The sequence below is a fragment of the Cryobacterium sinapicolor genome, assembly GCF_004403465.1.
Taxonomy (GTDB): Bacteria; Actinomycetota; Actinomycetes; order Actinomycetales; family Microbacteriaceae; genus Cryobacterium; species Cryobacterium sinapicolor.
In genome coordinates this window covers 1-22,567 of the sequence record NZ_SOGQ01000009.1, presented here as the reverse complement: position 1 = coordinate 22,567, position 22,567 = coordinate 1, and the positions used below count along the sequence as shown (strand labels likewise).

At 67.9% G+C, this 22,567-nt stretch carries 23 protein-coding genes; 19 read left to right on the top strand and 4 right to left on the bottom strand.

Translation table 11 applies throughout. From position 1 onward, the window contains the following. Positions 1-101: 101 nt before the first annotated feature. Together E3T28_RS00660 and E3T28_RS00655 are read right to left on the bottom strand one after the other, a co-directional pair. Entirely contained in the window at positions 102-371 is a 270-nt protein-coding gene (locus tag E3T28_RS00660; RefSeq protein WP_134426919.1) for a hypothetical protein, read from the bottom strand. A gap of 24 nt (positions 372-395) precedes the next feature. Beyond that, positions 396-743, bottom strand: coding sequence for a DUF1844 domain-containing protein (locus tag E3T28_RS00655; RefSeq protein WP_134426917.1), 348 nt, complete (start codon positions 741-743; stop codon positions 396-398). Between the two features lie 286 nt (positions 744-1,029). Here E3T28_RS00655 and infC point away from each other — a divergent pair, with 286 nt between their 5' ends. The 18 genes from infC (at position 1,030) to E3T28_RS00565 (ending at position 19,113) form a co-directional block, all read left to right on the top strand. Beyond that, positions 1,030-1,656: a translation initiation factor IF-3 gene (infC, locus tag E3T28_RS00650; protein WP_134426915.1), complete on the top strand. Its 627-nt coding sequence runs from the start codon at positions 1,030-1,032 to the stop codon at positions 1,654-1,656. Then, positions 1,649-1,843, top strand: coding sequence for a 50S ribosomal protein L35 (gene rpmI / locus E3T28_RS00645; protein ID WP_134426913.1), 195 nt, complete (start codon positions 1,649-1,651; stop codon positions 1,841-1,843). Before infC ends, rpmI begins: the two co-directional genes overlap by 8 nt. 27 nt (positions 1,844-1,870) lie before the next feature. Then, positions 1,871-2,257 (top strand): 50S ribosomal protein L20, encoded by a 387-nt coding sequence (rplT, locus tag E3T28_RS00640; protein WP_134361871.1) that lies wholly within the window; start codon positions 1,871-1,873, stop codon positions 2,255-2,257. Positions 2,258-2,404: 147 nt separating this feature from the next. After that, a complete protein-coding gene (locus E3T28_RS00635) occupies positions 2,405-3,205 on the top strand; it encodes a TrmH family RNA methyltransferase (RefSeq protein WP_134426911.1) in 801 nt (266 codons plus the stop codon). A gap of 69 nt (positions 3,206-3,274) precedes the next feature. Continuing rightward, entirely contained in the window at positions 3,275-4,063 is a 789-nt protein-coding gene (locus E3T28_RS00630; RefSeq protein WP_134426910.1) for an amino acid ABC transporter ATP-binding protein, read from the top strand. A 37-nt stretch (positions 4,064-4,100) separates the two neighbouring features. After that, positions 4,101-4,970, top strand: a complete 870-nt coding sequence (locus E3T28_RS00625; RefSeq protein ID WP_134426908.1) for a glutamate ABC transporter substrate-binding protein — start codon at positions 4,101-4,103, stop codon at positions 4,968-4,970. Positions 4,971-5,115: 145 nt separating this feature from the next. After that, positions 5,116-5,763 carry an amino acid ABC transporter permease gene (locus E3T28_RS00620; protein WP_134426906.1) on the top strand — a complete coding sequence of 216 codons (648 nt, stop codon included), beginning with the start codon at positions 5,116-5,118 and terminating at the stop codon, positions 5,761-5,763. Further along, the gene (locus E3T28_RS00615; protein WP_134426904.1) at positions 5,760-6,680 is read left to right on the top strand and encodes an amino acid ABC transporter permease; all 921 of its coding nucleotides are present in this window, start codon (positions 5,760-5,762) and stop codon (positions 6,678-6,680) included. Before E3T28_RS00620 ends, E3T28_RS00615 begins: the two co-directional genes overlap by 4 nt. A gap of 20 nt (positions 6,681-6,700) precedes the next feature. Further along, positions 6,701-7,741, top strand: coding sequence for a phenylalanine--tRNA ligase subunit alpha (gene pheS, locus E3T28_RS00610; RefSeq protein ID WP_134426902.1), 1,041 nt, complete (start codon positions 6,701-6,703; stop codon positions 7,739-7,741). After that, on the top strand, positions 7,741-10,275 hold the full coding sequence (pheT, locus tag E3T28_RS00605) for a phenylalanine--tRNA ligase subunit beta (RefSeq protein WP_134426900.1): 2,535 nt from the start codon (positions 7,741-7,743) through the stop codon (positions 10,273-10,275). Before pheS ends, pheT begins: the two co-directional genes overlap by 1 nt. A 126-nt stretch (positions 10,276-10,401) precedes the next feature. Beyond that, entirely contained in the window at positions 10,402-11,445 is a 1,044-nt protein-coding gene (gene argC / locus E3T28_RS00600; protein WP_134426898.1) for an N-acetyl-gamma-glutamyl-phosphate reductase, read from the top strand. Next, positions 11,442-12,614 carry a bifunctional glutamate N-acetyltransferase/amino-acid acetyltransferase ArgJ gene (argJ, locus tag E3T28_RS00595; RefSeq protein ID WP_134426897.1) on the top strand — a complete coding sequence of 391 codons (1,173 nt, stop codon included), beginning with the start codon at positions 11,442-11,444 and terminating at the stop codon, positions 12,612-12,614. The genes argC and argJ overlap by 4 nt, the downstream gene beginning before the upstream one ends. A gap of 5 nt (positions 12,615-12,619) precedes the next feature. Then, positions 12,620-13,546 carry an acetylglutamate kinase gene (gene argB / locus E3T28_RS00590; RefSeq protein ID WP_241979114.1) on the top strand — a complete coding sequence of 309 codons (927 nt, stop codon included), beginning with the start codon at positions 12,620-12,622 and terminating at the stop codon, positions 13,544-13,546. Continuing rightward, complete coding sequence (locus E3T28_RS00585; protein ID WP_277613349.1) at positions 13,543-14,772, top strand: acetylornithine transaminase; 1,230 nt, start codon at positions 13,543-13,545, stop codon at positions 14,770-14,772. Before argB ends, E3T28_RS00585 begins: the two co-directional genes overlap by 4 nt. A gap of 37 nt (positions 14,773-14,809) precedes the next feature. Continuing rightward, positions 14,810-15,742, top strand: a complete 933-nt coding sequence (gene argF, locus E3T28_RS00580) for an ornithine carbamoyltransferase (protein ID WP_134426895.1) — start codon at positions 14,810-14,812, stop codon at positions 15,740-15,742. A 113-nt stretch (positions 15,743-15,855) separates the two neighbouring features. Continuing rightward, the gene (locus E3T28_RS00575; RefSeq protein WP_134426893.1) at positions 15,856-17,055 is read left to right on the top strand and encodes an argininosuccinate synthase; all 1,200 of its coding nucleotides are present in this window, start codon (positions 15,856-15,858) and stop codon (positions 17,053-17,055) included. Between the two features lie 7 nt (positions 17,056-17,062). Beyond that, positions 17,063-18,505: an argininosuccinate lyase gene (gene argH / locus E3T28_RS00570; RefSeq protein WP_134426891.1), complete on the top strand. Its 1,443-nt coding sequence runs from the start codon at positions 17,063-17,065 to the stop codon at positions 18,503-18,505. Then, a complete protein-coding gene (locus E3T28_RS00565) occupies positions 18,502-19,113 on the top strand; it encodes a DNA-3-methyladenine glycosylase (protein WP_134426889.1) in 612 nt (203 codons plus the stop codon). The genes argH and E3T28_RS00565 overlap by 4 nt, the downstream gene beginning before the upstream one ends. 211 nt (positions 19,114-19,324) lie before the next feature. Here the strand turns inward: E3T28_RS00565 and E3T28_RS00560 are convergent, their stop codons facing one another. Both E3T28_RS00560 and E3T28_RS00555 read right to left on the bottom strand, forming a co-directional pair. Continuing rightward, positions 19,325-20,002, bottom strand: a complete 678-nt coding sequence (locus tag E3T28_RS00560; protein WP_134426887.1) for a hypothetical protein — start codon at positions 20,000-20,002, stop codon at positions 19,325-19,327. Next, entirely contained in the window at positions 19,999-20,694 is a 696-nt protein-coding gene (locus tag E3T28_RS00555; protein WP_134426885.1) for a winged helix-turn-helix transcriptional regulator, read from the bottom strand. The genes E3T28_RS00560 and E3T28_RS00555 overlap by 4 nt, the downstream gene beginning before the upstream one ends. A gap of 146 nt (positions 20,695-20,840) precedes the next feature. Here E3T28_RS00555 and tyrS point away from each other — a divergent pair, with 146 nt between their 5' ends. Continuing rightward, positions 20,841-22,142 (top strand): tyrosine--tRNA ligase, encoded by a 1,302-nt coding sequence (tyrS, locus tag E3T28_RS00550; RefSeq protein WP_241979102.1) that lies wholly within the window; start codon positions 20,841-20,843, stop codon positions 22,140-22,142. Positions 22,143-22,567 lie beyond the last annotated feature (425 nt).

Sequence of the window (22,567 nt, the reverse complement as noted above, 5' to 3'; positions counted from 1 at the left end):
CTGAGTTAGCCACGACGTCCGGCGGACGCGCAGCGGCGGTCGTGCGGTCCGGGTACCCACCACTCGCTGCGCCCGGCCCGGAAACGGTGCCGGGACACGCCCTACGGCATCGGGTTGTCGCCGACGTCGTCCTTGTCCAACTCCGCGAGGGCGTCCTGGCCTGCCCAGACGTTGCTGAGCACAGTGACCAGCAGAAAGACGGCCACGAGAAGCGGCCACAGCACCCACCGGGGGATCACGTCTATCCAGGTGAGAACAAGCGTGATCGCATAGGGCACCATCACGCCCCACATGAATCGCCGACGGGCCGGTGTGGCCCGTTGCGCGACACCGGCATCCTTTCGAAACGGAAACAGCAGTCTCAGATCCATGGCGATCCCCCGCAGCCGTTCGCGCTAGTTGACCGGGCCGGTGAACTTCTCGCCCGGGCCCTGGCCGATCGCGTCGGGGATGGCCGAGGCCTCCCGGAACGCCAGCTGCAGCGACCGCAGACCGTCGCGCAGGCTGCGCGCGTGCATGTCCGCGATGTCGGGGGCGGCAGCGGTGATCAGACCGGCGAGGGCCGTGATCAGCTTGCGGGCCTCGTCGAGGTCGGTCTGGTTCTCCGGGTCGTCGGCCAGGCCCACCTTGACCGCGGCGGCGCTCATCAGGTGCACGGATGCCGTCGTGATGATCTCCACGGCCGGCACGTCGGCGATATCGCGCGTCGCCTGGGCTGCATCCTGCTCGTTGCTGTTGCTCACTGCATTCCTCTGTTAGACTCGACCGGGCTCCGAGATGCAAGTCTCGGTACGAAAGTGGATAATCTCCCACCCGCGCATACCGCTTCATCAAGGTTACCGGGTAGTTGCACTCCGCCTTCGCGGCGCCGGACTCCGACAGGAGGCCGGTTCTCGAGGGTAGACAGGGTGTCGTCTGTGATGTTCGGGAAGTTTTCCCCGGCAATCCAGATGCGATCTTCCTCTCTTCGTCTCCGGGCGACATCCGTCACCTGGCTGTAGCCACGATGCATGAGAAGAGGAGAGACGCATCAGCGATCCCCGTACAAATGACCGTATCCGCGTCCCCGAAGTTCGTCTCGTTGGTCCCAACGGCGAGCAGGTAGGGGTCGTGGCCATCGATGTTGCGCTGCGCCTTGCACAGGAGGCCGACCTCGACCTCGTCGAGGTTGCACCGACCTCGAAGCCGCCCGTTGCCAAGATCATGGACTACGGCAAGTTCAAGTACGAAGCTGCGCAGAAGGCCAAAGAGGCCCGGCGCAACCAGGCGAACACGATCTTGAAAGAGGTTCGTTTCCGTCTCAAGATCGACACGCACGACTACGAGACCAAGCGCAAACGCGCCGAAGGCTTCCTGAAGGCCGGCGACAAGGTCAAGGCCATGATTCTGTTCCGTGGCCGTGAACAGTCCCGTCCCGACCAGGGCGTACGTCTGCTCCAAAAATTTGCCGAGGATGTCGCCGAGTTCGGTTCCGTGGAATCGAGCCCGACCATCGACGGTCGAAACATGGTCATGGTCGTTGGCCCGTTGAAGAACAAAGCGGAAGCCAAGGCCGAGATCAACGCACACAAGGCTGCCGATCGGGCAGAAAAGGTAGCCGAAAAGGCTGACAAAGTTGCCGATAAGGCAGCGAAACTGGAGGAAAAAGATGCCTAAGATGAAGACCCACTCCGGGACGAAGAAACGTTTCAAGGTCACCGGTTCCGGCAAGATCATGAAGCAGCAGGCCGGCCTGCGCCACAACCTTGAGGTCAAGAGCACCCAGCGCAAGTCCCGCCTCAACCAGGACCAGGTGCTGTCCAAGGCCGACACCAAGGTCATCAAGAAGCTTCTCGGTCGCTAGACCCGTACCCCTAAAGGAACTAAGAAAATGGCAAGAGTAAAGAGGGCCGTCAACGCCCACAAGAGCCGTCGCGTTATTCTCGAGCGCGCGAAGGGTTACCGCGGTCAGCGTTCGCGTCTGGTCACCAAGGCCAAGGAGCAGCTCACTCACTCCTTCACCTACAGCTACCGTGACCGTCGTGCACGCAAGGGTGACTTCCGTCGCCTCTGGATCCAGCGGATCAACGCTGCGTCCCGCGCCAACGGCCTGACCTACAACCGTCTGATCCAGGGCCTCGCCCTGGCCGGCATCCAGGTCGACCGTCGCATGCTGGCCGAGCTGGCCGTCAACGAGCCCGCCACGTTCGCGGCCATCGTCGAGAGCGCCAAGGCAGCACTGCCCGCCGACACGTCGGCGCCCCGGGTCGCCGCGTAGCTTTCAGCCGGCACCAGTACCACCACGCACTCTTCACGGGGGCGGGCCCAGCGCCCGCTCCCGTTTTGCGTGCCCGGGGCCGGTTCGCGGGGGCCGCGTGTGCCCCGCGGGGCACAGCCTCCCCGCCCCGGCAAGTAAGCTGGTCGCATGTTAGATAATCCCCGTACTCCGCGTGTGCGGGCCGTCGCGAAACTGGCGAATCGAGCCGCTCGCTCCGAGACGGGGCTGTTCCTCCTCGAAGGTCCGCAGTCGGTTTCCGAGGCCCTGAACTTCCGGCCCGACCTCGTCGTCGAACTCTTCGTGACCCCCACCGCCCTCGAGCGACACCCCGAGATCGCGCAGGTCGCAGAAGAGGTGGGCGCCGACCTCGAATTCGTCACCGAGCAGGTGCTCGAGACGATGGCCGACACCGTCACGCCGCAGGGCTTCATCGCGGTCTGCCGGCAGTTCCCGACCTCGGTCAAGGACATCTTCGCGGGCGAGCCCAAGCTCATCGCCATCCTCGAAGAGGTGCGCGATCCCGGAAACGCGGGCACCATCATCCGTGCCGCGGATGCCGCCGGCGCCGACGCCGTGATCCTCACCGGCCGCAGCGTGGACCTGTACAACCCGAAGGTCGTGCGTTCATCGACCGGATCGATCTTCCACCTTCCGGTCGCCGTCAGCGCGACGCTGTCGGATGTGCGCGAGCGTGCCCGGTTCGCCGGTTTGCAGATCTTCGCCGCCGATGTCAAGGGCACGGATCTGCTTGCCGCACGCACCGAGGGACTCCTGGTCGCTCCGACGGCGTGGCTGTTCGGCAATGAGGCCCGCGGCCTGACCGACGAAGATCTCGCCGTGGTCGACCGGACCATTACCGTTCCCATCTACGGTCACGCCGAATCGATGAACCTGGCCACGGCCGCCAGCGTTTGCCTGTACGAAAGCGCGTTCGCGCAGCGCAGCTGATCATCACAGCTCGATAAACACCGGGTCGGGTGGTTCTGGGAGTCCCTGTTCTAGCCTAGGTTGGGGGACATGGAGCCTACAGAATCTGCGCCGGCGACGTCCAACATCACGGTGTTGCGCGGTGAGCCTCTCGTCGTGATCAGCGACGTGGACAAGCACTACGGTGAACTTCACGTGCTGAAGAAAATCAACGCCGTAGTCAACCGCGGCGAGGTCGTGGTGGTGATCGGCCCGAGTGGCTCGGGCAAGTCCACCCTCTGCCGGGCCATCAACCGGCTCGAGACCATTGACGCGGGCGTCATCACCATCGACGGCGTCAAGCTCCCAGCCGAGGGCAAGGAACTGGCCAAGCTGCGTGCAGACGTCGGCATGGTTTTCCAGGCGTTCAACCTGTTCGCCCATAAGACCGTCCTGGAGAACGTCACCCTCGGACCGATCAAGGTGCGCGGCCTGTCCAAGGCCGAGGCCGAGAAGAAGGCCATGGTGCTCCTCGAGCGCGTCGGCGTGGCCAACCAGGCCAAGAAGATGCCTGCCCAGCTCTCCGGCGGTCAGCAGCAGCGGGTCGCGATCGCACGGGCCCTCGCCATGGACCCGAAGGTCATCCTGCTTGACGAGCCCACCAGCGCGCTCGACCCCGAGATGATCAACGAGGTGCTCGAAGTCATGATCAACCTCGCCAACGACGGCATGACCATGATCGTCGTCACGCACGAGATGGGCTTCGCCCGCCGTGCTGCCGACCGGGTCATCTTCATGGCCGAGGGCGAGATCGTCGAGGAGACCACGCCCGAGCAGTTCTTCACGAACCCCCAGAGCACGAGAGCGAAAGACTTCCTCTCCAAAATACTTGCCCACTAACCGGTGTGCAGGACTACACAGCAATCAGGAGATAACCATGAGACTCACTAAAGGTCTAATGATTTCGGCCATTGCCCTCGCGAGCGTTCTCACGCTGAGCGGATGTACCGATTCCGCCGAGACGCCCGAGGCCGCACCGGTCGAGGAAACGGTCGAGTTCGAAGCCGGCACCACCATGGCCGCGCTGAACGAGGCCGGCGAGATCACCATTGGCACCAAGTTCGATCAGCCGCTGTTCGGCCTCAAGGGCCCGGACAACAATCCGGTCGGCTTCGACGTCGAGATCGGCAAGCTCATCGCCGCCAAGCTCGGTATCTCCGCCGACAAGATCAAGTGGACCGAGACCGTGTCGGCCAACCGCGAGCCCTTCATCCAGAACGGCCAGGTTGACGTCGTCGTCGCGACCTACACGATCAACGACACCCGCAAGGAGGTCGTCGACTTCGCCGGACCGTACTACCTGGCCGGTCAGGACCTGCTCGTGCTCGCCGGCAACCCCGACAAGATCACCGGCCCGGAAGACCTCGCCGGAAAGCCCGTCTGCACCGTCAGCGGCTCGACGTCGGAGAAGAACATCGCCGCGTACAGCGACAACGTGATCGCGACCGACACCTACTCCAACTGCCTCGGCCCGCTCCGCAGCGGCGAGGTCGTCGCCGTGACCACCGACAACGTCATCCTGGCCGGCCTGGCCGACCAGAACGCCGGTGAGTTCGAAGTCGTCGACAACCCCTTCACCGAGGAGCCCTACGGCATCGGCCTGAAGAAGGACGACGCCGAATTCCGCACCTTCATCAACGATGTGCTCGAAGAATCCTTCGAGGACGGTACGTGGGCGAAGGCCTGGGAAGCGACTGCCGGCACGGTGCTCGAGACCCCGGAGCCGCCGGCAGTCAACCGGTACTAGTCAGCATCGGCAGCACCCGCTGATCGGGGCGGTCGCACGAGCGGCCACCCCGACCGGTTCTTTTTACTTGCACTCGCACGTTCATCGCCCGCACGACACCACCCGCACGACACCCAGATAGTCACTACAGAAGAGGAGGTGAGTTGTGGACGCAGTCATCGAAAACCTGCCCCTGTTCCTGGAGGGCTTCAGAAATACGTTGGGCCTTCTGCTTCTGGCCGGCACCGGAGCGCTCCTGCTCGGCATCATCGTCGCTGCCATGCGCATCTCGCCCGTCGCATCCCTGCGCGGATTCGCCACGGTCTATACCGAGATCGTGCGCAATACCCCGCTCACGCTGGTGCTGTTCTTCTGCGCCTACATCCTGCCCTACCTCCAGTTCAGCCCGGGCTACTTCGTGCTCGCCACGATCGGGCTCACCGTCTACACCTCGCCGTTCGTCGCCGAGGCGCTGCGCTCAGGCGTCAACGGTGTGCACGTGGGTCAGGCCGAGGCCGCCCGCAGCGTAGGTCTGACCTTCACTCAGACGCTCTCCTTCGTGGTCATGCCCCAAGCGGTGCGCATGGTCATCCCGCCGCTCATCAACGTGTTCATCGCCCTGACGAAGAACACCTCGGTCGCCGGAGCCTTCTTCGTCTTCGAACTCTTCGGCGCCGCTCGCAAGGTCACCAACGATCGCGGAGACGAGGTGCTCGCGATCCTGCTCGCCGTCGCGGCCTTCTACCTCCTGGTCACCATCTCGCTCGGCCTGATCGCCGGGCGGGTCGAGAAGAAGGTGGCGGTTCTCCGATGACTTCCGTGCTCTATGACGCTCCCGGCCCGAAGGCCGTTTTCCGTTCCCGCCTGTTCTCCGTGGTGGCCGGCCTCATCATCGCCGCCGGCTTGGTCTGGCTGATCCTCGCCCTGGGAGCCCCCAAGACCAGTGCCAACGGCGCCGTTCAGCCGGGCCTCTGGGACGCCTCCCGGTGGGATGTCTTCGCCGACCGCGAGGTCTGGCGCACCCTCGGCCGTGGCGCCCTGAACACCCTGCGAATGGCCGGCGTCGCCGCAGCATTCGCCCTGGTGCTCGGCGTGCTGTTCTCCTTCGGACGCGTGTCCGACACCAAATGGATTCGGATCCCGACCACGGTCGTGCTCGAATTCGTGCGCGGGATGCCCGTACTGCTGATGATGCTCTTCATCCTCCTCGTCTTCTCCACCGGCTCCTTCTGGGCCGGCGTCGCCGCCCTCTCCGTCTACAACGGGGCGATCATCGGCGAGGCGCTGCGGGCCGGCATCAAGAGCCTGCCGCGCGGCCAGCGCGAGGCCGGGCTGGCCATCGGGCTCACCCCCGTGGCGACCCGGTTCCGGATCGAGTTCCCCCAGGCGTTCCGGCAGATGCTGCCGATCATCATCGCCCAGCTCGTCGTGCTCCTCAAGGACACCTCCCTCGCGTTCGTGGTCGGCTACGAGGAACTGCTCCGCAGCGGCACCTCGATGACGAACTTCTTCGGCAGCCGCTATTCGTTCTCCTTCTTCCTCGTCGTGTTCGCGATCTACCTGACGATGAACCTGCTGCTCTCCTGGCTGGCCCGCATCATCGCCCGTCGCACCGGCTCCAAGTCCGGCGGCGTGACCACGGAGACAACCGCGCCGCCCGAGAAGCCCCTCGATCCCGAGGTGACCTACCCCGCCGCCCTGGGCAACCAGATGGGCGCCCGGGGAATCTAGCACCACTAAACTTGGGCCTTGTGCCTGACCTCAGTGAGATCTCCGAACCAGTCGTGAGCGCGGCCGTCGCCGCCGCTCTCGCCGCCATCGCCGCCGCGAACGACTCCGCGGCCCTGAAAACCGTGCGCACCGAGCACACCGGCGAGGCCTCCCCGCTGGCCCGGCTGAACGCCCTGATGCGCAGTGTGCCCGGCAACCAGAAGGCCGCCGCCGGCAAGCTCCTCGGCCAGGCCCGAGGTGCCGTGGCGCAGGCGTTCACGGCCCGCGAGGCAGCGATCACCGAGGCTGAGGCCACCGCCCAGCTCGCCGCCGAAACGGTCGACGTGACCGCGGCGGCGTCCGCCTGGAACCCAGGGGCACGGCATCCGCTCACCCTGTTGCAGGAACGTGTCGCGGACGTCTTCGTCGGCATGGGCTGGGAGGTCGCCGAGGGCCCCGAGCTCGAGAGCGAGTGGTTCAACTTCGACGCGCTCAACTTCGACGAGGACCACCCGGCCCGCGCCATGCAGGACACCTTCTTCATCGACCCGCCCGAGGCGCACCTGGTGCTGCGCACCCACACCTCGCCCGTGCAGCTGCGCGCCCTGCTGTCCCGCGAGCTGCCCGTGTACGTCGTCGCGCCCGGCCGGGTATTCCGCACCGACGAGCTCGACGCCACGCACACGCCCGTGTTCCACCAGATCGAGGGCATCGCCGTCGACAAGGGTCTGACCATGGCGCACCTGCGCGGCACCCTGGACCACTTCGTGAAGGCTATGTTCGGCCCCGAGGCCAAGGTGCGCCTCCGCCCCAACTACTTCCCGTTCACCGAGCCGAGCGCCGAACTCGATCTGTGGCACCCGACCTTCAAGGACGGCGCCCGCTGGATCGAGTGGGGCGGCTGCGGCATGGTCAACGCCAATGTGCTGCGTTCCGCCGGGATCGACCCGGAGGTCTATTCCGGATTCGCGTTCGGCGTCGGCGTCGAACGGGCACTGATGTTCCGAAATGATGTGAAGGATATGCACGACATGGTCGAAGGCGACGTCCGGTTCAGCCAGCAGTACGGGATGTCCGTCTGATGCGCGTTCCACTGAGCTGGCTGGGCGAGTTCGTCGACCTGGCCCCGGGCACCACACCCGAAGACGTGCACGCCGCCCTGGTCAGCGTGGGACTCGAAGAGGAGGAAATCCACCGCTTCGAGCTGACCGGGCCAATCGTGGTCGGCCAGGTGCTCGAGCTCGTCGGCGAAGAGCAGACCAACGGCAAGACCATCAACTGGTGCCAGGTGCGCGTCGCCCCTGACGGCGAGCTCGCGGCGGATGGCGGCCCGGCCGTGCACGGCATCGTCTGCGGCGCCCACAACTTTGTCGTCGGTGACAAGGTCGTCGTGACCCTGCCCGGCGCCGTACTCCCCGGCCCGTTCCCGATCGCACCGCGCAAGACCTACGGCCACGTGTCCGACGGCATGATCGCCTCGGCCCGCGAACTCGGCCTCGGCGACGAGCACGACGGCATCCTCGTGCTCGGCAGCCTCGGGCTCGACCCCGAGATCGGCACGGATGCGATCAGCCTGCTGGGTCTGGACGACACCGCCGTCGAGATCAACGTCACGCCCGACCGGGGCTACGCCTTCTCGATCCGCGGCGTCGCCCGCGAGTATGCGCACGCCACGGGGGCGGCCTTCCGCGACCCGGCACTCGCCCTGACGGCGGACGCGTCCACGGTCGCCTTCCCGGTTTCGATCCACGATGCGGCACCGGTCCGCGGTCGCGTCGGCGCGAGCGTGTTCGTCACCCGCGCGGTGCGCGGCGTGGACCCCACCCGGCCGTCGCCGGCCTGGTTGATCGCCCGGCTGAAGCTTGCCGGCATCCGTTCGATCTCGCTGATCGTCGACGTCACCAACTATGTGATGATCGAGCTCGGCCAGCCGATCCACGGCTACGACCTGGACAAGCTGACCGGCGGCATCACCGTGCGACGTGCAGAGCCGGGCGAGAAGTTCACCACCCTCGACGACGTCACTCGCACCCTGAACGCCGAAGACCTGCTGATCACCGACGAGTCCGGGCCGATCGGCCTGGCCGGTGTGATGGGTGGCCAGAGCACCGAGATCGGCTCCGCGACCACGAATGTGCTGATCGAGGCGGCGAACTTCGACCCGGTGTCGATCGCGCGCACCGCCCGCCGGCACAAGCTGCCGAGCGAGGCGTCCCGCCGTTTCGAGCGCGGGGTGGACCCGGCCGTGGCCGCGGTCGCCGCCGCGCGCGTCGTGCAGCTGCTGGTCGAACTCGCCGGGGGAGAGGCCGACGGCCTCGGCTCCCTGCACGACGCCACCCCCGACACCGCTCCGATATACCTGCCGACCGGTTTCATCTCCGGCTTGATCGGCCTCGAGTACACCCGGGACGAGGTGCGCTCCTCCCTGGCCGAGATCGGCGCCTCGCTCGAGGAGACCCAGACCGGGCTGAGCGTCACCGCGCCGAGCTGGCGCCCCGACCTGACCGACAAGTGGACCCTGGCCGAGGAGGTCGCCCGCATCGTCGGCTACGACCGGATCCCCTCGGTGCTGCCCGTCGCCCCGCCCGGGCGCGGCCTCACCCACGCGCAGACCCTGCGCCGCCAGGTCGCGCAGACCCTCGCAGCCACCGGTCACACCGAGGTGCTCGCGTACCCGTTCGTGGCGGAGAAGTCGAACAACTCGTTCGGGCTGCCCGTCGGCCCGAAAGTGCCGCAGATCCGGGTCGCGAACCCGCTCGACGGGGAGGCGCCGTTCCTGCGCACCTCGATCCTGCCGGGCCTGCTCCAGATCGCACACCGCAACCGTTCGCGTGGGATCGTCGACCTGGCCGTCTTCGAACTGGGCCTGGTGTTCCGGCCGGTGGCGGGCATCCGTTACGGCGGTGACGTCGTGCCACCCGGCGCGGTGCGGCCGAGTGCACAGCTGGAGGCCGAGCTGAACGCCGGCATCCCGCCGCAGCCCCTGTCGGTGGCGGTCGTGCTGACCGGCGCCGTGGTGCGGCCCCAGCCGGGGCAACCCCCCGTGGCCGCCAGCTGGCGGCACGCCCTCGCCGCCGTGCAGCAGGTCGCGCTGGCCGCCGGCGTGCCGATCACCGTTCGCCAGGGTTCGCACCAGGCCCTGCATCCCGGCCGCACCGCCGAGCTGTTCGTGACGACGGATGCCGGCGCCACCTCGGTCGGCTACGCCGGCGAACTTCTCCCCAGCATCGCCCGCGGCGCGGACCTGCCCGCGGTCGTCGCCGTCGCCGAGATCGACCTCACCGCCGTGTTCGCGGAGGCCGGGGCCGAGCTGCGCGCCACCCCGATCGCCACAATGCCGGCCGCCACGCAGGACCTGTCCCTCGTGGTGGACGCCGGCGTGCCGGCCGGGGACGTGCTCCGCACGCTGCTCGAGGGCTGCGGTCCGCTGCTCGACCACGCCGAGCTCGTCGACGACTACCGCGGCACGGGTGTGGTGACCGGACGTAAGTCGCTGACGTTCGCGCTGCGGTTCCGGGCGCCGGACCGCACCCTCACCGCCGCGGAGGCCAGCGACGCCAAGCTCGCCGGCGTCGCGGTGGCGGCCGCCCGCTTCGGGGCCACCCTCCGCGAGTAGCGCTCACCGGCGCCAGCTCGTCTCCCGCCGAGAGTCGCCCGTTCTGCCGATAATCGCCGCGTACGCGGCGATTATCGGCGCAAACGGCGATTCTCGGCGCGCGGGGCGGCGCGCTAGGTTGGGAACATGTCTTTTTCGGTGGCGGTGGCAGGTGCGAGTGGCTACGCGGGTGGTGAATTGTTGCGTCTGCTGGCCGGGCACCCCGACTTCGCGGTGCGCACGGTCACGGCGCACAGCAATGCGGGCCAGCGTCTGATCGACGTTCAGCCGCACCTGCGCTCGCTCGCACACCTCACCCTGGTCGACACCACGCCCGAAACCCTCGCCGGGCACGACGTGGTGTTCCTCGCCCTGCCGCATGGGGCATCCGGTGCCCTGACCGCGCACCTGCCGGCTGACACGCTCGTCGTGGACTGCGGCGCCGACCACCGGCTCGAGAGCGCATCCGACTGGGCGGCGTTCTACGGCGGGGACTACTTCGGCGCCTGGGCCTACGGTGTGCCCGAGCTTCCCGTGGCGGGCGGCACGCAACGCTCCCGGCTGGCCGGCTCCCGCCGCATCGCCGCTCCCGGCTGCAACGCGAGCACGGTGGCGCTGGCGCTGGCGCCGGGCATCCGTGCCAGCGTGATCGAGCCCGAAGACCTGGTCGCGGTGCTCGCGGTCGGACCCTCCGGCGCGGGCAAGAGTCTGAAGCTGCCGAACCTCGCCGGCGAGATCCTCGGCTCCGCGAACCCCTACGCGGTGGGCGGTGTGCACCGCCACATCCCCGAGATCCAGCAGAGCCTGCGCTGGGCGGGGGCTGCGAAATCGACCATCTCGTTCACACCGGTGATCGTGCCGATGAGTCGCGGCATCCTCTGCACCGCCACGGCCCGCCTCGTGCCCGGCACCTCCGCGGCCGCGGTGCGCGCCGCCTGGGAGCAGGCCTACGCCGACGAGCCGTTCGTGCACGTGCTGCCCGAGGGTCGGTTCCCGCGCACGGCCGACGTGCTCGGTGCCAATACCGCCCTGATCGGCCTCGCCGTCGACGAGGCCGTGGGCCGCGTCGTGACGATCACCGCCGTCGACAATCTCACCAAAGGCACCGCCGGTGCCGCCATCCAGTCCGCCAACCTGGCCCTGGGACTGCCCGAAACCGCGGGCCTTTGCACGAATGGAGTCGCCCCATGAGTGTCACCGCCCCCTCCGGGTTCGCCGCCGCCGGCGTCGCCGCCGGTCTGAAGCATTCCGGCGGGCTCGACCTCGCCGTCGTGCAGAACCTCGGCCCGCTCACCAGCGCGGCCAGCGTCTTCACCAGCAACCGCTGCAAGGCGAACCCCGTTCTCTGGAGCGAGCAGGTCATGAAGACCGGCCGGGTCAAGGCCATCGTGCTCAACTCGGGCGGCGCGAACTGCTACACCGGCAGCATCGGCTTCCAGACCACGCACGCCACGGCCGAGGCCATCGCCGACCGCCTGGCGATCTCCGCCGGCGAGGTGCTGGTCTGCTCCACCGGCCTGATCGGCGAGCAGCTCGACCTGGGCAAGATCACCGCCGGCGTCTGGGATGCCACCCTCGCTTTGCAGGGTGAGACGGCCACCTCCGACGCCGCCGGCCTCGCCGCGGCACAGGCGATCATGACCACCGACACGACGCCCAAGCAGACCATGCTCGTGGCCGACGCCGGCTGGATCATCGGCGGCATGGCCAAGGGCGCCGGCATGCTCGCACCCGGCCTGGCCACCATGCTCGTGGTGCTGACCACCGACGCCGTGCTCGACTCCGAGCAACTCGACGTGGCCCTCCGCCAGGCAACCCGGGTCACGTTCGACCGCCTCGACTCCGACGGCTGCATGTCGACCAACGACACCGTCACCCTCCTCGGCTCCGGCGCGAGCGGGGTCACCGCCGACCTGGCCGAGTTCACGGATGCCCTGATCGCCATCTGCCAGGACCTCACCCTGCAGCTGCAGGCCGACGCCGAGGGGTCCGCCCACGACGTGGCCATCACGGTGCGGAACGCCGGCACCGAGACTGACGCCGTCACGGTCGCCCGCGCCGTCTCCCGCAGCAACCTGTTCAAGACCGCCATCTTCGGCAACGACCCGAACTGGGGCCGCGTGCTCGCCGCGGTCGGCACGACCGACGCCGCCTTCGACCCCTACGGCATCGACGTCTCCATCAATGGTGTGCAGGTCTGCACCGCGGGGGAGCCCGACCAGCCGCGCGAGCTCGTCGACTTGACCCCCCGCTCGGTCTCCGTGCTGATCGACCTGCACGAGGGAACCGAGACGGCCACAATCTGGACCAACGACCTCACCCACGCCTACGTCGAAGAGAACAGCGCGTACTCGAGTTGAGTCTGATCCTGAAGAACGCAGGCGACGGGGCAACCACCGGTGACGAGACGAACAGCCGGGCGGAGGCGGCCGTCAAGGCTGCCACGCTGATCGAGTCGCTGCCCTGGCTCAAGCGGTTCCACGACCAGATCATCGTGGTTAAGTTCGGCGGCAACGCCATGGTCAGCGAGGAACTGCAGCGCGCGTTCGCCGAGGACATGGTCTACCTGCGCTACGCCGGCATCCGCCCGGTCGTCGTGCACGGCGGCGGCCCGCAGATTTCGGCGATGCTCGACCGGCTCGGCATCGAGAGCGAGTTCCGCGGCGGCTACCGGGTGACCACGCCCGAGGCGATGGACGTGGTGCGCATGGTGCTCACCGGCCAGATCAACCGCGAGCTGGTCAGCCGCATCAACCAGCACGGCCCCCTGTCGGCCGGGCTTTCCGGCGAGGACGCCGGGCTGTTCCAGGGCCGCCGGCGCGGCACCGTCATCGACGGCGAGGAGGTCGACCTCGGGCTGGTCGGCGACGTGATCGGCGTCGACCCCGCGGCCGTGCACGCCCAGCTCGCCGCCGGCCGCATCCCGGTCGTCTCCTCGATCGCACCCGACACGGATGTCCCGGGCCAGTCCCTGAACATCAACGCCGACGCCGCCGCCGCGGCCCTCGCGGTCGCCCTCGGCGCCGCCAAACTGGTCATCCTGACTGATGTTGCCGGGCTGTACAGCGACTGGCCCAACCGCGACTCGCTGGTGTCGGTCATCGACGTGGACTCGCTCCGCTCCCTGCTTCCGGGGCTCGAGTCGGGGATGATCCCCAAGATGACGGCCTGCCTCGACGCTGTCGAGGGCGGGGTCGCGAAGGCGGCCATCATCGACGGCCGCGTGCCGCACTCGATCCTGCTCGAGGTCTTCACCGGCAGCGGGATCGGAACCGAAGTGGTCCCGGCATGAGCGCTACGCACACAGAATCGAGCACTGAGCAGATGGCCGACTCCGGAACCCACGATTGGCGCGAGCGTTTCAACGACGCCCTGATGCGCACGATCGCACCGCCGCTGGCGATGCTCGTGCGCGGCGACGGCTGCTACGTCTGGGACGACGAGGGCACCGAGTACCTCGACTTCCTCGCTGGAATCGCCGTGAACTCGCTCGGCCACGCGCATCCGGCCCTCGTCGCGGCCGTCACCGACCAGGCCGGCCGGCTCGCCCACGTCTCCAACTACTTCGCGTCGCCGCCGCAACTGGAACTGGCCGAACGGCTGAAGCGCATCACCGGTGCGGGCCGCGCCGGCCGGGTCTACTTCTGCAACTCCGGCGCCGAGGCCAACGAGGCGGCGTTCAAGCTGGCCCGACTGAACACCGCCGGCGGCCACCGCACCCGCATCCTCTCCCTGCACGACTCGTTCCACGGTCGCACCATGGGTGCGCTCGCCCTCTCCGGCAAGCCGTCCATGCGTGAGCCGTTCCTGCCCGTGCCCGGCGGGGTCGAGCACATCCACGCCACGCTCGAGGCTCTCGACGCCGCCATCGACGACACCGTCGCCGCCCTTTTCCTCGAGCCCGTGCAGGGTGAGGCCGGCGTGATCGACCTGCCGGACGGGTTCCTCCGGCGTGCCAGAGAACTCTGCACCCGACACGGCGTCCTACTCATCCTCGACGAGGTGCAGACCGGCGCCGGCCGCACCGGCAAGTGGTTCGCCCACCAGCACGAGCGCATCCTGCCCGATGCCCTCACGCTCGCGAAGGGGATCGGCGGCGGCTTGCCGATCGGCGCCCTGGTCACCTTCGGGGCCGCGTCGGAGCTGTTCCAGCGCGGTCAGCACGGCTCGACCTACGCCGGCAACCCGCTCGTCACGGCCACCGCGAACGCGGTGCTCGGCACCATTGAGTCCGAGGGACTGGTCGCCAATGCGGCGCGGCGCGGCGAGCAGCTGCGGGAGATCCTCGCCGGATTCGACTCCGCGCTGATCGGCGAGGTGCGCGGCCGCGGACTCCTGCTCGGGGTCGGTCTGACCGAACCGGTCGCCCTGCGCCTGGCCGCCGCGGCCCAGAGCAACGGCCTGATCGTGAACGCCGCGAACGAGTCCACCATCCGTCTGGCTCCACCCCTCATCGTCGGCGACGCCGAACTGGCCGATTTCGAGCGCCGATTCGGGCGCGCTCTGGCCAGCCTCTAGAGTTGAACAATCTATTCCTGACAGTGAAAGTGACTCCGTGACCCGCCATTTCCTGCGCGACGACGATATCTCACCGGCCGAACAGGCCGAGATCCTCGACCTTGCCCTGGAGCTGAAGCGCGACCGATTCGCGGCCAAACCCCTGGCCGGCCCGCAGACCGTGGCCGTCATCTTCGACAAGTCCTCGACCCGCACCCGGGTCTCCTTCGCCGTGGGAATCGCCGACCTCGGTGGCAGCCCGCTGATCATCAGCACCGCGAACAGCCAGCTCGGCGGCAAGGAAACCGCCTCCGACACGGCCCGTGTGCTCGAACGCCAAGTGGCCGCGATCGTCTGGCGCACCTACGGTCAGGCCGGACTCGAGGAGATGGCCCTCGGTACCACGGTGCCCGTCGTCAACGCCCTCTCCGACGACTTCCACCCCTGCCAGCTGCTCGCCGACCTGCTCACCATCCGCGAGCACCGCGGCGACCTCGCCGGCCAGACGCTCGTGTTCGTCGGCGACGGCGCCTGCAACATGGGTCAGTCCTACCTGCTCGCCGGCGCGACCGCGGGCATGCACGTGCGCATCGCCTCCCCGGCCGGCTACACGCCCACCGACGCGGTCGTCGCGGATGCCGCGGCCATCGCCCTGCACACAGGCGGCTCCGTCGAGCTCTTCACCGACCCGCTCGCCGCCGTCGCCGACGTCGACGTGGTCATCACCGACACCTGGGTGTCGATGGGCAAGGAAGAGGAGAAGGCGACCCGCCTCAGCGACCTCGGCCGCTACCGGGTGGACGCGGCCATGATGGCCCTCGCCAAGCCCGACGCGCACTTCATGCACTGCCTGCCCGCCGACCGCGGGTATGAGGTCGACGCCGACGTGATCGACGGCACGCAGAGCATCATTTGGGACGAGGCGGAGAACCGCCTACACGCCCAGAAGGCGCTGCTCGTCTGGCTGCTCGCCCAAAACCCCCGCGTATAGTGCCCGTTCCGGTCGAGAGTGCCCGGTAGAGCGGTCACTCTCGACCGGAACGGCCACTCTCGGGCGTGGCCGTGTATCCGTAAACTTGAACAGATCTATATATAGGGAGAACCATGGCTGAACGCGTTGTGCTGGCATATTCGGGCGGACTCGACACCTCGGTCGGCATCGGCTGGCTGAAGGATGCGACCGGCAAAGAGGTCGTGGCCCTCGCCATCGACGTGGGACAGAGCGGCGAGGATATGGACGTCATCCGCCAGCGCGCCCTAGACTGCGGCGCCGTGGAGTCCATCGTCGTCGACGCGAAGGACGAGTTCGCCAGCGACTACGTCGTGCCGGCCCTCAAGGCCAACGCGCTCTACCAGAAGCGTTACCCGCTCGTCTCCGCGCTCAGCCGCCCGCTGATCGCCAAGTACCTGGCCTCAACGGCCAAGGAGCTCGGCGCGAACAGCGTCGCGCACGGCTGCACAGGCAAGGGCAACGACCAGGTGCGCTTCGAGGCCGCCGTCGCCGCCCTCGCCCCCGAGCTCACGTCGCTCGCCCCGGTGCGCGACTTCGCCCTCACCCGCGACAAGGCCATCGAATACGCTGCCCTGCACAACCTGCCCATCGCGCAGTCGAAGAAGAGCCCCTACTCGATCGACCAGAACGTCTACGGCCGGGCGGTCGAGACCGGTTTCCTCGAAGACCCGTGGAACGCCCCGATCGAGGACCTCTACACCTACACGCAGGACCCGGCCGTGACCCGCGAACCCACCGAGGTCGTCATCAGCTTCGACCAGGGTGTGCCCGTCGCGATCGACGGTGTCGCCGTGACCCCGCTGCAGGCCATCGAAATGATGAACCTCCTCGCCGGAAACCAGGGCGTCGGCCGGATTGACATCGTCGAGGACCGCCTCGTCGGCATCAAGAGCCGCGAGGTCTACGAGGCCCCCGCCGGCATCGCCCTGATCGCCGCGCACGAAGAGCTCGAGAACATGACCGTGGAGCGCGACCTGGCCCGCTACAAGCGCTCGGTCGAGTCTAAGTGGGCGGAACTCGTCTACGACGGCCTCTGGTTCTCCGGTCTGAAGCGCGCCCTCGACGTGTTCATCGATGAGACGCAGAAGCACGTGACCGGCGACATCCGGCTGAAGATGCACGCCGGCACCGCCGTCGTCACCGGCCGGAAGTCGACGAAGAGCCTCTACGACTTCAACCTCGCCACCTACGACACCGGTGACACCTTCGACCAGTCCATGGCCAAGGGCTTCATCGAGCTGTGGTCGCTGCCGAGCAAGATCTCGGCCCGCCGCGACCTCGCCGGCAAGTAGGACTGACGTGGCTGGCGACAAGGGCACGACCGAGAACCGCGCCGGAAAGGCGGGCGCCCTCTGGGGCGGCCGCTTCGCCGGGGGACCGTCGCCGGAACTGGCGAGACTGAGCAAGTCGACCCAGTTCGACTGGCCGCTGGCTCCCTATGACATCCGCGGCTCCCAGGCACACGCGCGGGCCCTGGCCGCGGCCGGTTACCTGACCGACCCGGAACTCGTCGCCATGATCGCCGGCCTCGACACCCTGATGCAGGCGGTCCTCGATCAGAGCTTCCGGCCCGCGGAATCCGACGAAGACGTGCACTCGTCGCTGGAACGCGGCCTGATCGACATCGTCGGCGTCGAACTCGGCGGCAAGCTGCGCGCCGGCCGCAGCCGCAACGACCAGGTCGCAACCCTGGTACGGATGCTGCTGCGCGACAAGGCGCAGGGGATCGCCGCCCACGTGATCGACCTGATCGACGCGCTGGCGTCGCAGGCCGAGGCGAACGACGACGCCATCATGCCGGGCCGCACGCATTTGCAACACGCCCAGCCGGTGCTGCTCGCCCACCACCTGTACGCGCACTGCTGGCCGCTCGTGCGCGACCTCGAGCGCATCACCGACTGGAACAGGCGCGCCGACTTCTCGCCGTACGGGTCGGGGGCCCTGGCCGGCAACACGCTCGGTCTCGACGCCAACCTGGTGGCGGCCGACCTCGGCTTCGGCGCCGTGGTCGAGAACTCGATCGACGGCACCGCGAGCCGCGACCTGGTCGCCGAGTTCGCCTACATCACCGCGCAGATCGGTATCGACCTGTCCCGCCTGGCCGAGGAGATCATCCTCTGGAACACTCGTGAGTTCGGCTTCGTCACCCTCGACGACTCTTACTCGACCGGGTCGTCGATCATGCCGCAGAAGAAGAACCCGGACATCGCCGAGCTGGCCCGCGGCAAGTCGGGACGCCTGATCGGCAACCTGACCGGGCTGCTGACCACGCTCAAAGGGCTGCCGCTCGCCTACAACCGCGACCTGCAGGAAGACAAGGAACCCGTCTTCGACTCGATCGAGACGCTCGAGGTGCTGCTGCCGGCCTTCAGCGGAATGATCGCGACCCTGACCTTCCACACCGAACGGATGGCCGAGCTCGCCCCCCAGGGATTCTCCCTGGCCACCGACGTCGCCGAGTGGCTCGTCAAGCAGCAGGTCACGTTCCGCGACGCGCACGAGATCACCGGCTCTCTGGTGAAGTACGCGGAGCAGAACGGGCTCGACCTGCACGAAGTCGACGATGCCGCGCTGCTCGCGCTGTCGCCGCACCTCACGCCGGACGTGCGTGAGGTGCTCACCATCACCGGTTCGGTGTCCCGCCGCGACGGCCAGGGCGGCACCGCCCCGGTGCGCGTGGCCGAGCAGCGCGCGGTGCTTGTCACCCGGGTGCGCGCACTGGCGACTGCGCTCGGCATGTGACCCTCGAAGACGGCATTCTGGCGCGACCGGCGGTTGAGGTCGCGCCACTGCTGCTGGGCGCGGTGCTCAGCCGGGCCGGGGTCCGACTGCGCATCACCGAAGTGGAGGCCTACCTCGGCGTGGGCATTGATCCCGGCTCGCACGCCTTCCGAGGCCAGACCCGGCGCAACGCCTCGATGTTCGGCCCGAGCGGTCACCTCTACGCGTACTTCAGCTATGGCATGCATGTCTGCGCGAACATCGTCTGCTCGCCGGACGGCGAGGCCTCGGCCGTGCTGCTTCGCGCCGGCGAGGTCATCGACGGTGAAGCCTCGGCACGGATGCGCCGCCCCACCTCACGCAGTGACCGCGACCTCGCGCGCGGCCCCGCTCGGCTCACGCTGGCGCTCGGCATCGGACTGGGAGACGACGGCGCGGACCTCGGTCAGGCACCGTTCGCGTTGACCCTGCCTCCCGAACCGGTCGCTTTTTGCAGTGGACCCCGCACCGGGGTGGGCGGCGCCGGTGGAGGAGCGGAGTATCCGTGGCGATTCTGGATCCCGGGCGACGCGTCGGTGTCGCCGTACCGCCGGCACCCGAAGCTAGGCGCTCCGCAGGGACCTCTCTAGGCTCGGGCCGTCGCCGGGCCGCGCCGCGGCATCCGTCGTCACGGTGTCGCGGAGATTTTCGGGAATCGCCGGTTCTGCTGGCTGGCCGGAGCGGCATGTCGCGAAACTCTCCGCAGTTACGTGCAACTGGTGGCCACGGATGTCCTCGGACTCGGCCCTGGTACTTCCGCCCCGTTCGACGCCGGGCACGGAGCTGCACCCGTGATGCCCACTACGTCAGGGCGATCTGCACCAGGGCGGCGCACGCGCACGCCCAGATCAGGCTGGCCAGGGTGCCGATGATGAACCGCTCGCGGGCCTCGGCAGTGGCCAGCTCGGTGAACCGGCCGACACCCTTGATCGCCACGACAACCGCGATGGCCTCCGGGAAACCGGCCAGGATCGCCCCGGCCACGGCCAGGCGCTCCAGGATGCCGATCATCAAGCCGCCGCGCAGCACCTCGTGCACGAAAGCACCCCGAGCACCGTGTGCACCGGGCGCACCGGGAGCGTCTTCCGTGCCGGCGGCAGCGGGCGCATCTGTCGGAGCCGGCTCCGGTGCAATGGGCGCAACCGGGGCGCCGTTCTCGACCAGGATTCCGCCGTGCTGACCCTGGGGGACCGAGTTGTTCGTGGCCAGCCGCAGCGCGAGCAGCGCCGCCGGGCCGCCGCCGACCACGGCGAGGCCGAGGGCCAGCATGCCGAGGAGCACGCCCGACACGGTCGCACCGCCGGGGGAGGGGAGCGCGGCGATCATGAGTGCCGCCGCGAGGGCGCCGGCGGCGATCGCGGCGAACTGCAGCCTCTGGCGTCGGAACGCGAGGATGGCGAAGACCAGCGAGCCGGAGGTGACGACCAGGAGCGTCATCCAGTAGAGGTAGGCCACGATCGGGAAGGACGAGGAGATCATGTGGAGGGGTCCGTTTCGGTCGCGGCGTGCTCGAGGTTCTCCAGCAGCCTAACCAGTGCGGGCTGGGCGGACTGGTCGACCCTCCAGAGGGCGTTTCGGATGCGCTGGCTGACGGCCGCGGGGGAAATGCCGAGTTCGGCGGCGATCTCCACCTGGGACATCCCGCTCACCAGCAGGTCGATGGCCGCCCAGCCCTCCGGGGAGCGACGCTGGCGCAGCAGCAGCAGGGTGGTGATCAGCGCCTCCACCGCGTCGGTGTCAAGCAACGGGGCGGCGCGACCGGAGGCAGGGGCGGCAGGACGATCACCATCACCAGCCGGGTCGGCCACGGCACGGTCGATCGCCGGGTCGGACTCGAGGCTGAACCGGGCCTCGGCCTTCTTCGCCCGCGTCACGGCCGCCCGGGCCGCGACGAACGCGCCGCCGGAGGCCTGCCGGGTCGTCTCCGCCAGGGGAGTGCGCAGATCGCCGATGCCGAGCCCGATGCTCCAGTGGCCGGAGCGATGCAGCGCGAGAACCGCGGCGAGGCTCGTGCCCGCATCGGGCAGCAGCAGCTGGATCTCGTCGCCGGCCGTTTGGTCGGGCGGCAGCGTGAACGCCGGGCCGAACGCGGCCACGAGTTCAGCGATCATCTCGCCCGCTCGATCGCGATCGTTGCGGCTGCCGATCTGGTCGGCTGTGATGACGAACATGGGCAGGACCTCCGACGGAGCTGGTGGACTGATCTAAAGCTTCCAAGCTGAATATACTCTCATTCAGCTTCTAGACTTAATATGCGTCGATCAAGGTCGGGCCATGAACCCCTGGGCAGTGAGACGGGCGCTGGTAACCTTGACTCGTGTCAGATCCAGCCATCCTCGCCCTGCAAGCCAACGACCCGACCTTTGACGACGTCTGGGAGGAGATCTCCTGGCGAGGCCTGGTTCAGGTGTCCACCGACACCGGTGAACTGCGCGAGCTGCTCGCTGGGCCGCCGGTCACGTTCTACTGCGGCTTCGACCCGACCGCCCCGAGCCTGCACCTCGGTAACCTCGTGCAGCTGCTGCTCATGCGCCGGCTGCAGCTGGCCGGCCACAAGCCCCTCGGCCTGGTCGGCGGGTCCACCGGCCTGATCGGCGATCCGCGCCCCACAGCCGAGCGCACCCTGAACTCCCGGGATGTCGTCGGCCAGTGGGTGGGCTACCTCCAGGCCCAGGTCTCGCGCTTTCTGAGCTCGGAGGGTGACAACGCCGTCACCCTGGTGAACAACCTCGACTGGACCGCCCCACTCAGCGCCATCGACTTCCTGCGCGACATCGGCAAATACTTCCGGGTCGGCAGCATGCTCAAAAAGGATGCCGTCAGCGCCCGGCTGAATTCCGACGCCGGCATCAGCTACACCGAGTTCAGCTACCAGGTGCTGCAGGGGATGGACTTCCTCGAGCTGTTCCGCACGTACGGCTGCGTGCTGCAAACCGGAGGCAGCGACCAGTGGGGCAACCTCACCAGCGGCATCGACCTCATCCGCAAGGCGGAGGGGGAGGGTGCCCACGCCATCGGCACCCCGCTGATCACCAACAGTGACGGCACCAAGTTCGGCAAGAGCGAGGGCAACGCGGTGTGGCTGGACCCCACCCTCACCAGCCCGTACGCGTTTTATCAGTTCTGGCTCAACACCGACGATGCCGACGTCATCAACCGGCTCAAGGTGTTCACCTTCCTGACCCGGGCCGACATCGCGGAACTCGAGGAGGCCGTGGCGACGGAACCGTTCAAACGCCTCGCCCAGCGCACGCTCGCTGTGTCGGTGACGAGCCTCGTTCACGGCAGGGCCGCAACGGATGCTGCCATCCAGGCCGCGCACGCCCTCTTCGGTCAGGGCGAGCTGTCCGATCTCGACGAGGCCACCCTCGAAGCTGCCCTGCGGGAACTTCCCAACACGACGACCGCACCGCACGCCCCTGTGGTTCAGCTGTTGGTCGACACCGGACTCAGCATGAGTCTGAGCGAAGCGCGCCGTGCCATCAGCCAGGGTGGGGTCTACCTCAACAACGTGAAGGTGCTGGCCGACGACCAGACCATCGAGGGTGCCGTGCTTCCCGGGGGAGTGGCCGTGCTGCGCCGCGGGAAGAAGACCCTGGCCGGCGTCTTCGTCGTCTGATTCAGGGCCTGATTCAGGGTCTGATTCAGTGACGGATGCTGCCTGGTTGTTCTGTCTTTCGGGGTGTGACACGCCCGGGCGANGGGGACCGTAATGTATTCAAACGTACCCCACAGGTGCGGAAAGCCGCAGAGCTTCCCGGCCTCATGTGGAACCAAAGTTTTTAGCTTCGTCTCATGCTTGTTCCTGTTTCAGGTGGGTGTGGGGGAGGCCTAAGATTGTAACTTTCTCCGGCTGCGTGTTTGGTCTGGTGGGTGGTGGTTCGGGTCGCTTCGGCGGGCTGGAATTGGCTGCTTTTCCGTGATTTGACAGGAATTGGCCGGGCAGCTAAGTTATACAAGTTGCCTCGAAGCGACAGCCTAATTTGGGCCTGAAGTCGAGTGCGTCCGATCCTTGAGAACTCAACAGCGTGCACAATGTCAAAT

Excerpts from the sequence above, each read along its gene's own strand:
- E3T28_RS00660 (WP_134426919.1), bottom strand. The coding sequence starts at position 371 with ATGGATCTGAGACTGCTGTTTCCGTTTCGAAAGGATGCCGGTGTCGCG.
- rpmI (WP_134426913.1), top strand. The coding sequence starts at position 1,649 with ATGCCTAAGATGAAGACCCACTCCGGGACGAAGAAACGTTTCAAGGTC.
- rplT (WP_134361871.1), top strand. The coding sequence starts at position 1,871 with ATGGCAAGAGTAAAGAGGGCCGTCAACGCCCACAAGAGCCGTCGCGTT.
- E3T28_RS00635 (WP_134426911.1), top strand. The coding sequence starts at position 2,405 with ATGTTAGATAATCCCCGTACTCCGCGTGTGCGGGCCGTCGCGAAACTG.
- E3T28_RS00630 (WP_134426910.1), top strand. The coding sequence starts at position 3,275 with ATGGAGCCTACAGAATCTGCGCCGGCGACGTCCAACATCACGGTGTTG.
- E3T28_RS00625 (WP_134426908.1), top strand. The coding sequence starts at position 4,101 with ATGAGACTCACTAAAGGTCTAATGATTTCGGCCATTGCCCTCGCGAGC.
- E3T28_RS00615 (WP_134426904.1), top strand. The coding sequence starts at position 5,760 with ATGACTTCCGTGCTCTATGACGCTCCCGGCCCGAAGGCCGTTTTCCGT.
- pheT (WP_134426900.1), top strand. The coding sequence starts at position 7,741 with ATGCGCGTTCCACTGAGCTGGCTGGGCGAGTTCGTCGACCTGGCCCCG.
- argC (WP_134426898.1), top strand. The coding sequence starts at position 10,402 with ATGTCTTTTTCGGTGGCGGTGGCAGGTGCGAGTGGCTACGCGGGTGGT.
- argJ (WP_134426897.1), top strand. The coding sequence starts at position 11,442 with ATGAGTGTCACCGCCCCCTCCGGGTTCGCCGCCGCCGGCGTCGCCGCC.
- E3T28_RS00585 (WP_277613349.1), top strand. The coding sequence starts at position 13,543 with ATGAGCGCTACGCACACAGAATCGAGCACTGAGCAGATGGCCGACTCC.
- E3T28_RS00575 (WP_134426893.1), top strand. The coding sequence starts at position 15,856 with ATGGCTGAACGCGTTGTGCTGGCATATTCGGGCGGACTCGACACCTCG.
- E3T28_RS00560 (WP_134426887.1), bottom strand. The coding sequence starts at position 20,002 with ATGATCTCCTCGTCCTTCCCGATCGTGGCCTACCTCTACTGGATGACG.
- E3T28_RS00555 (WP_134426885.1), bottom strand. The coding sequence starts at position 20,694 with ATGTTCGTCATCACAGCCGACCAGATCGGCAGCCGCAACGATCGCGAT.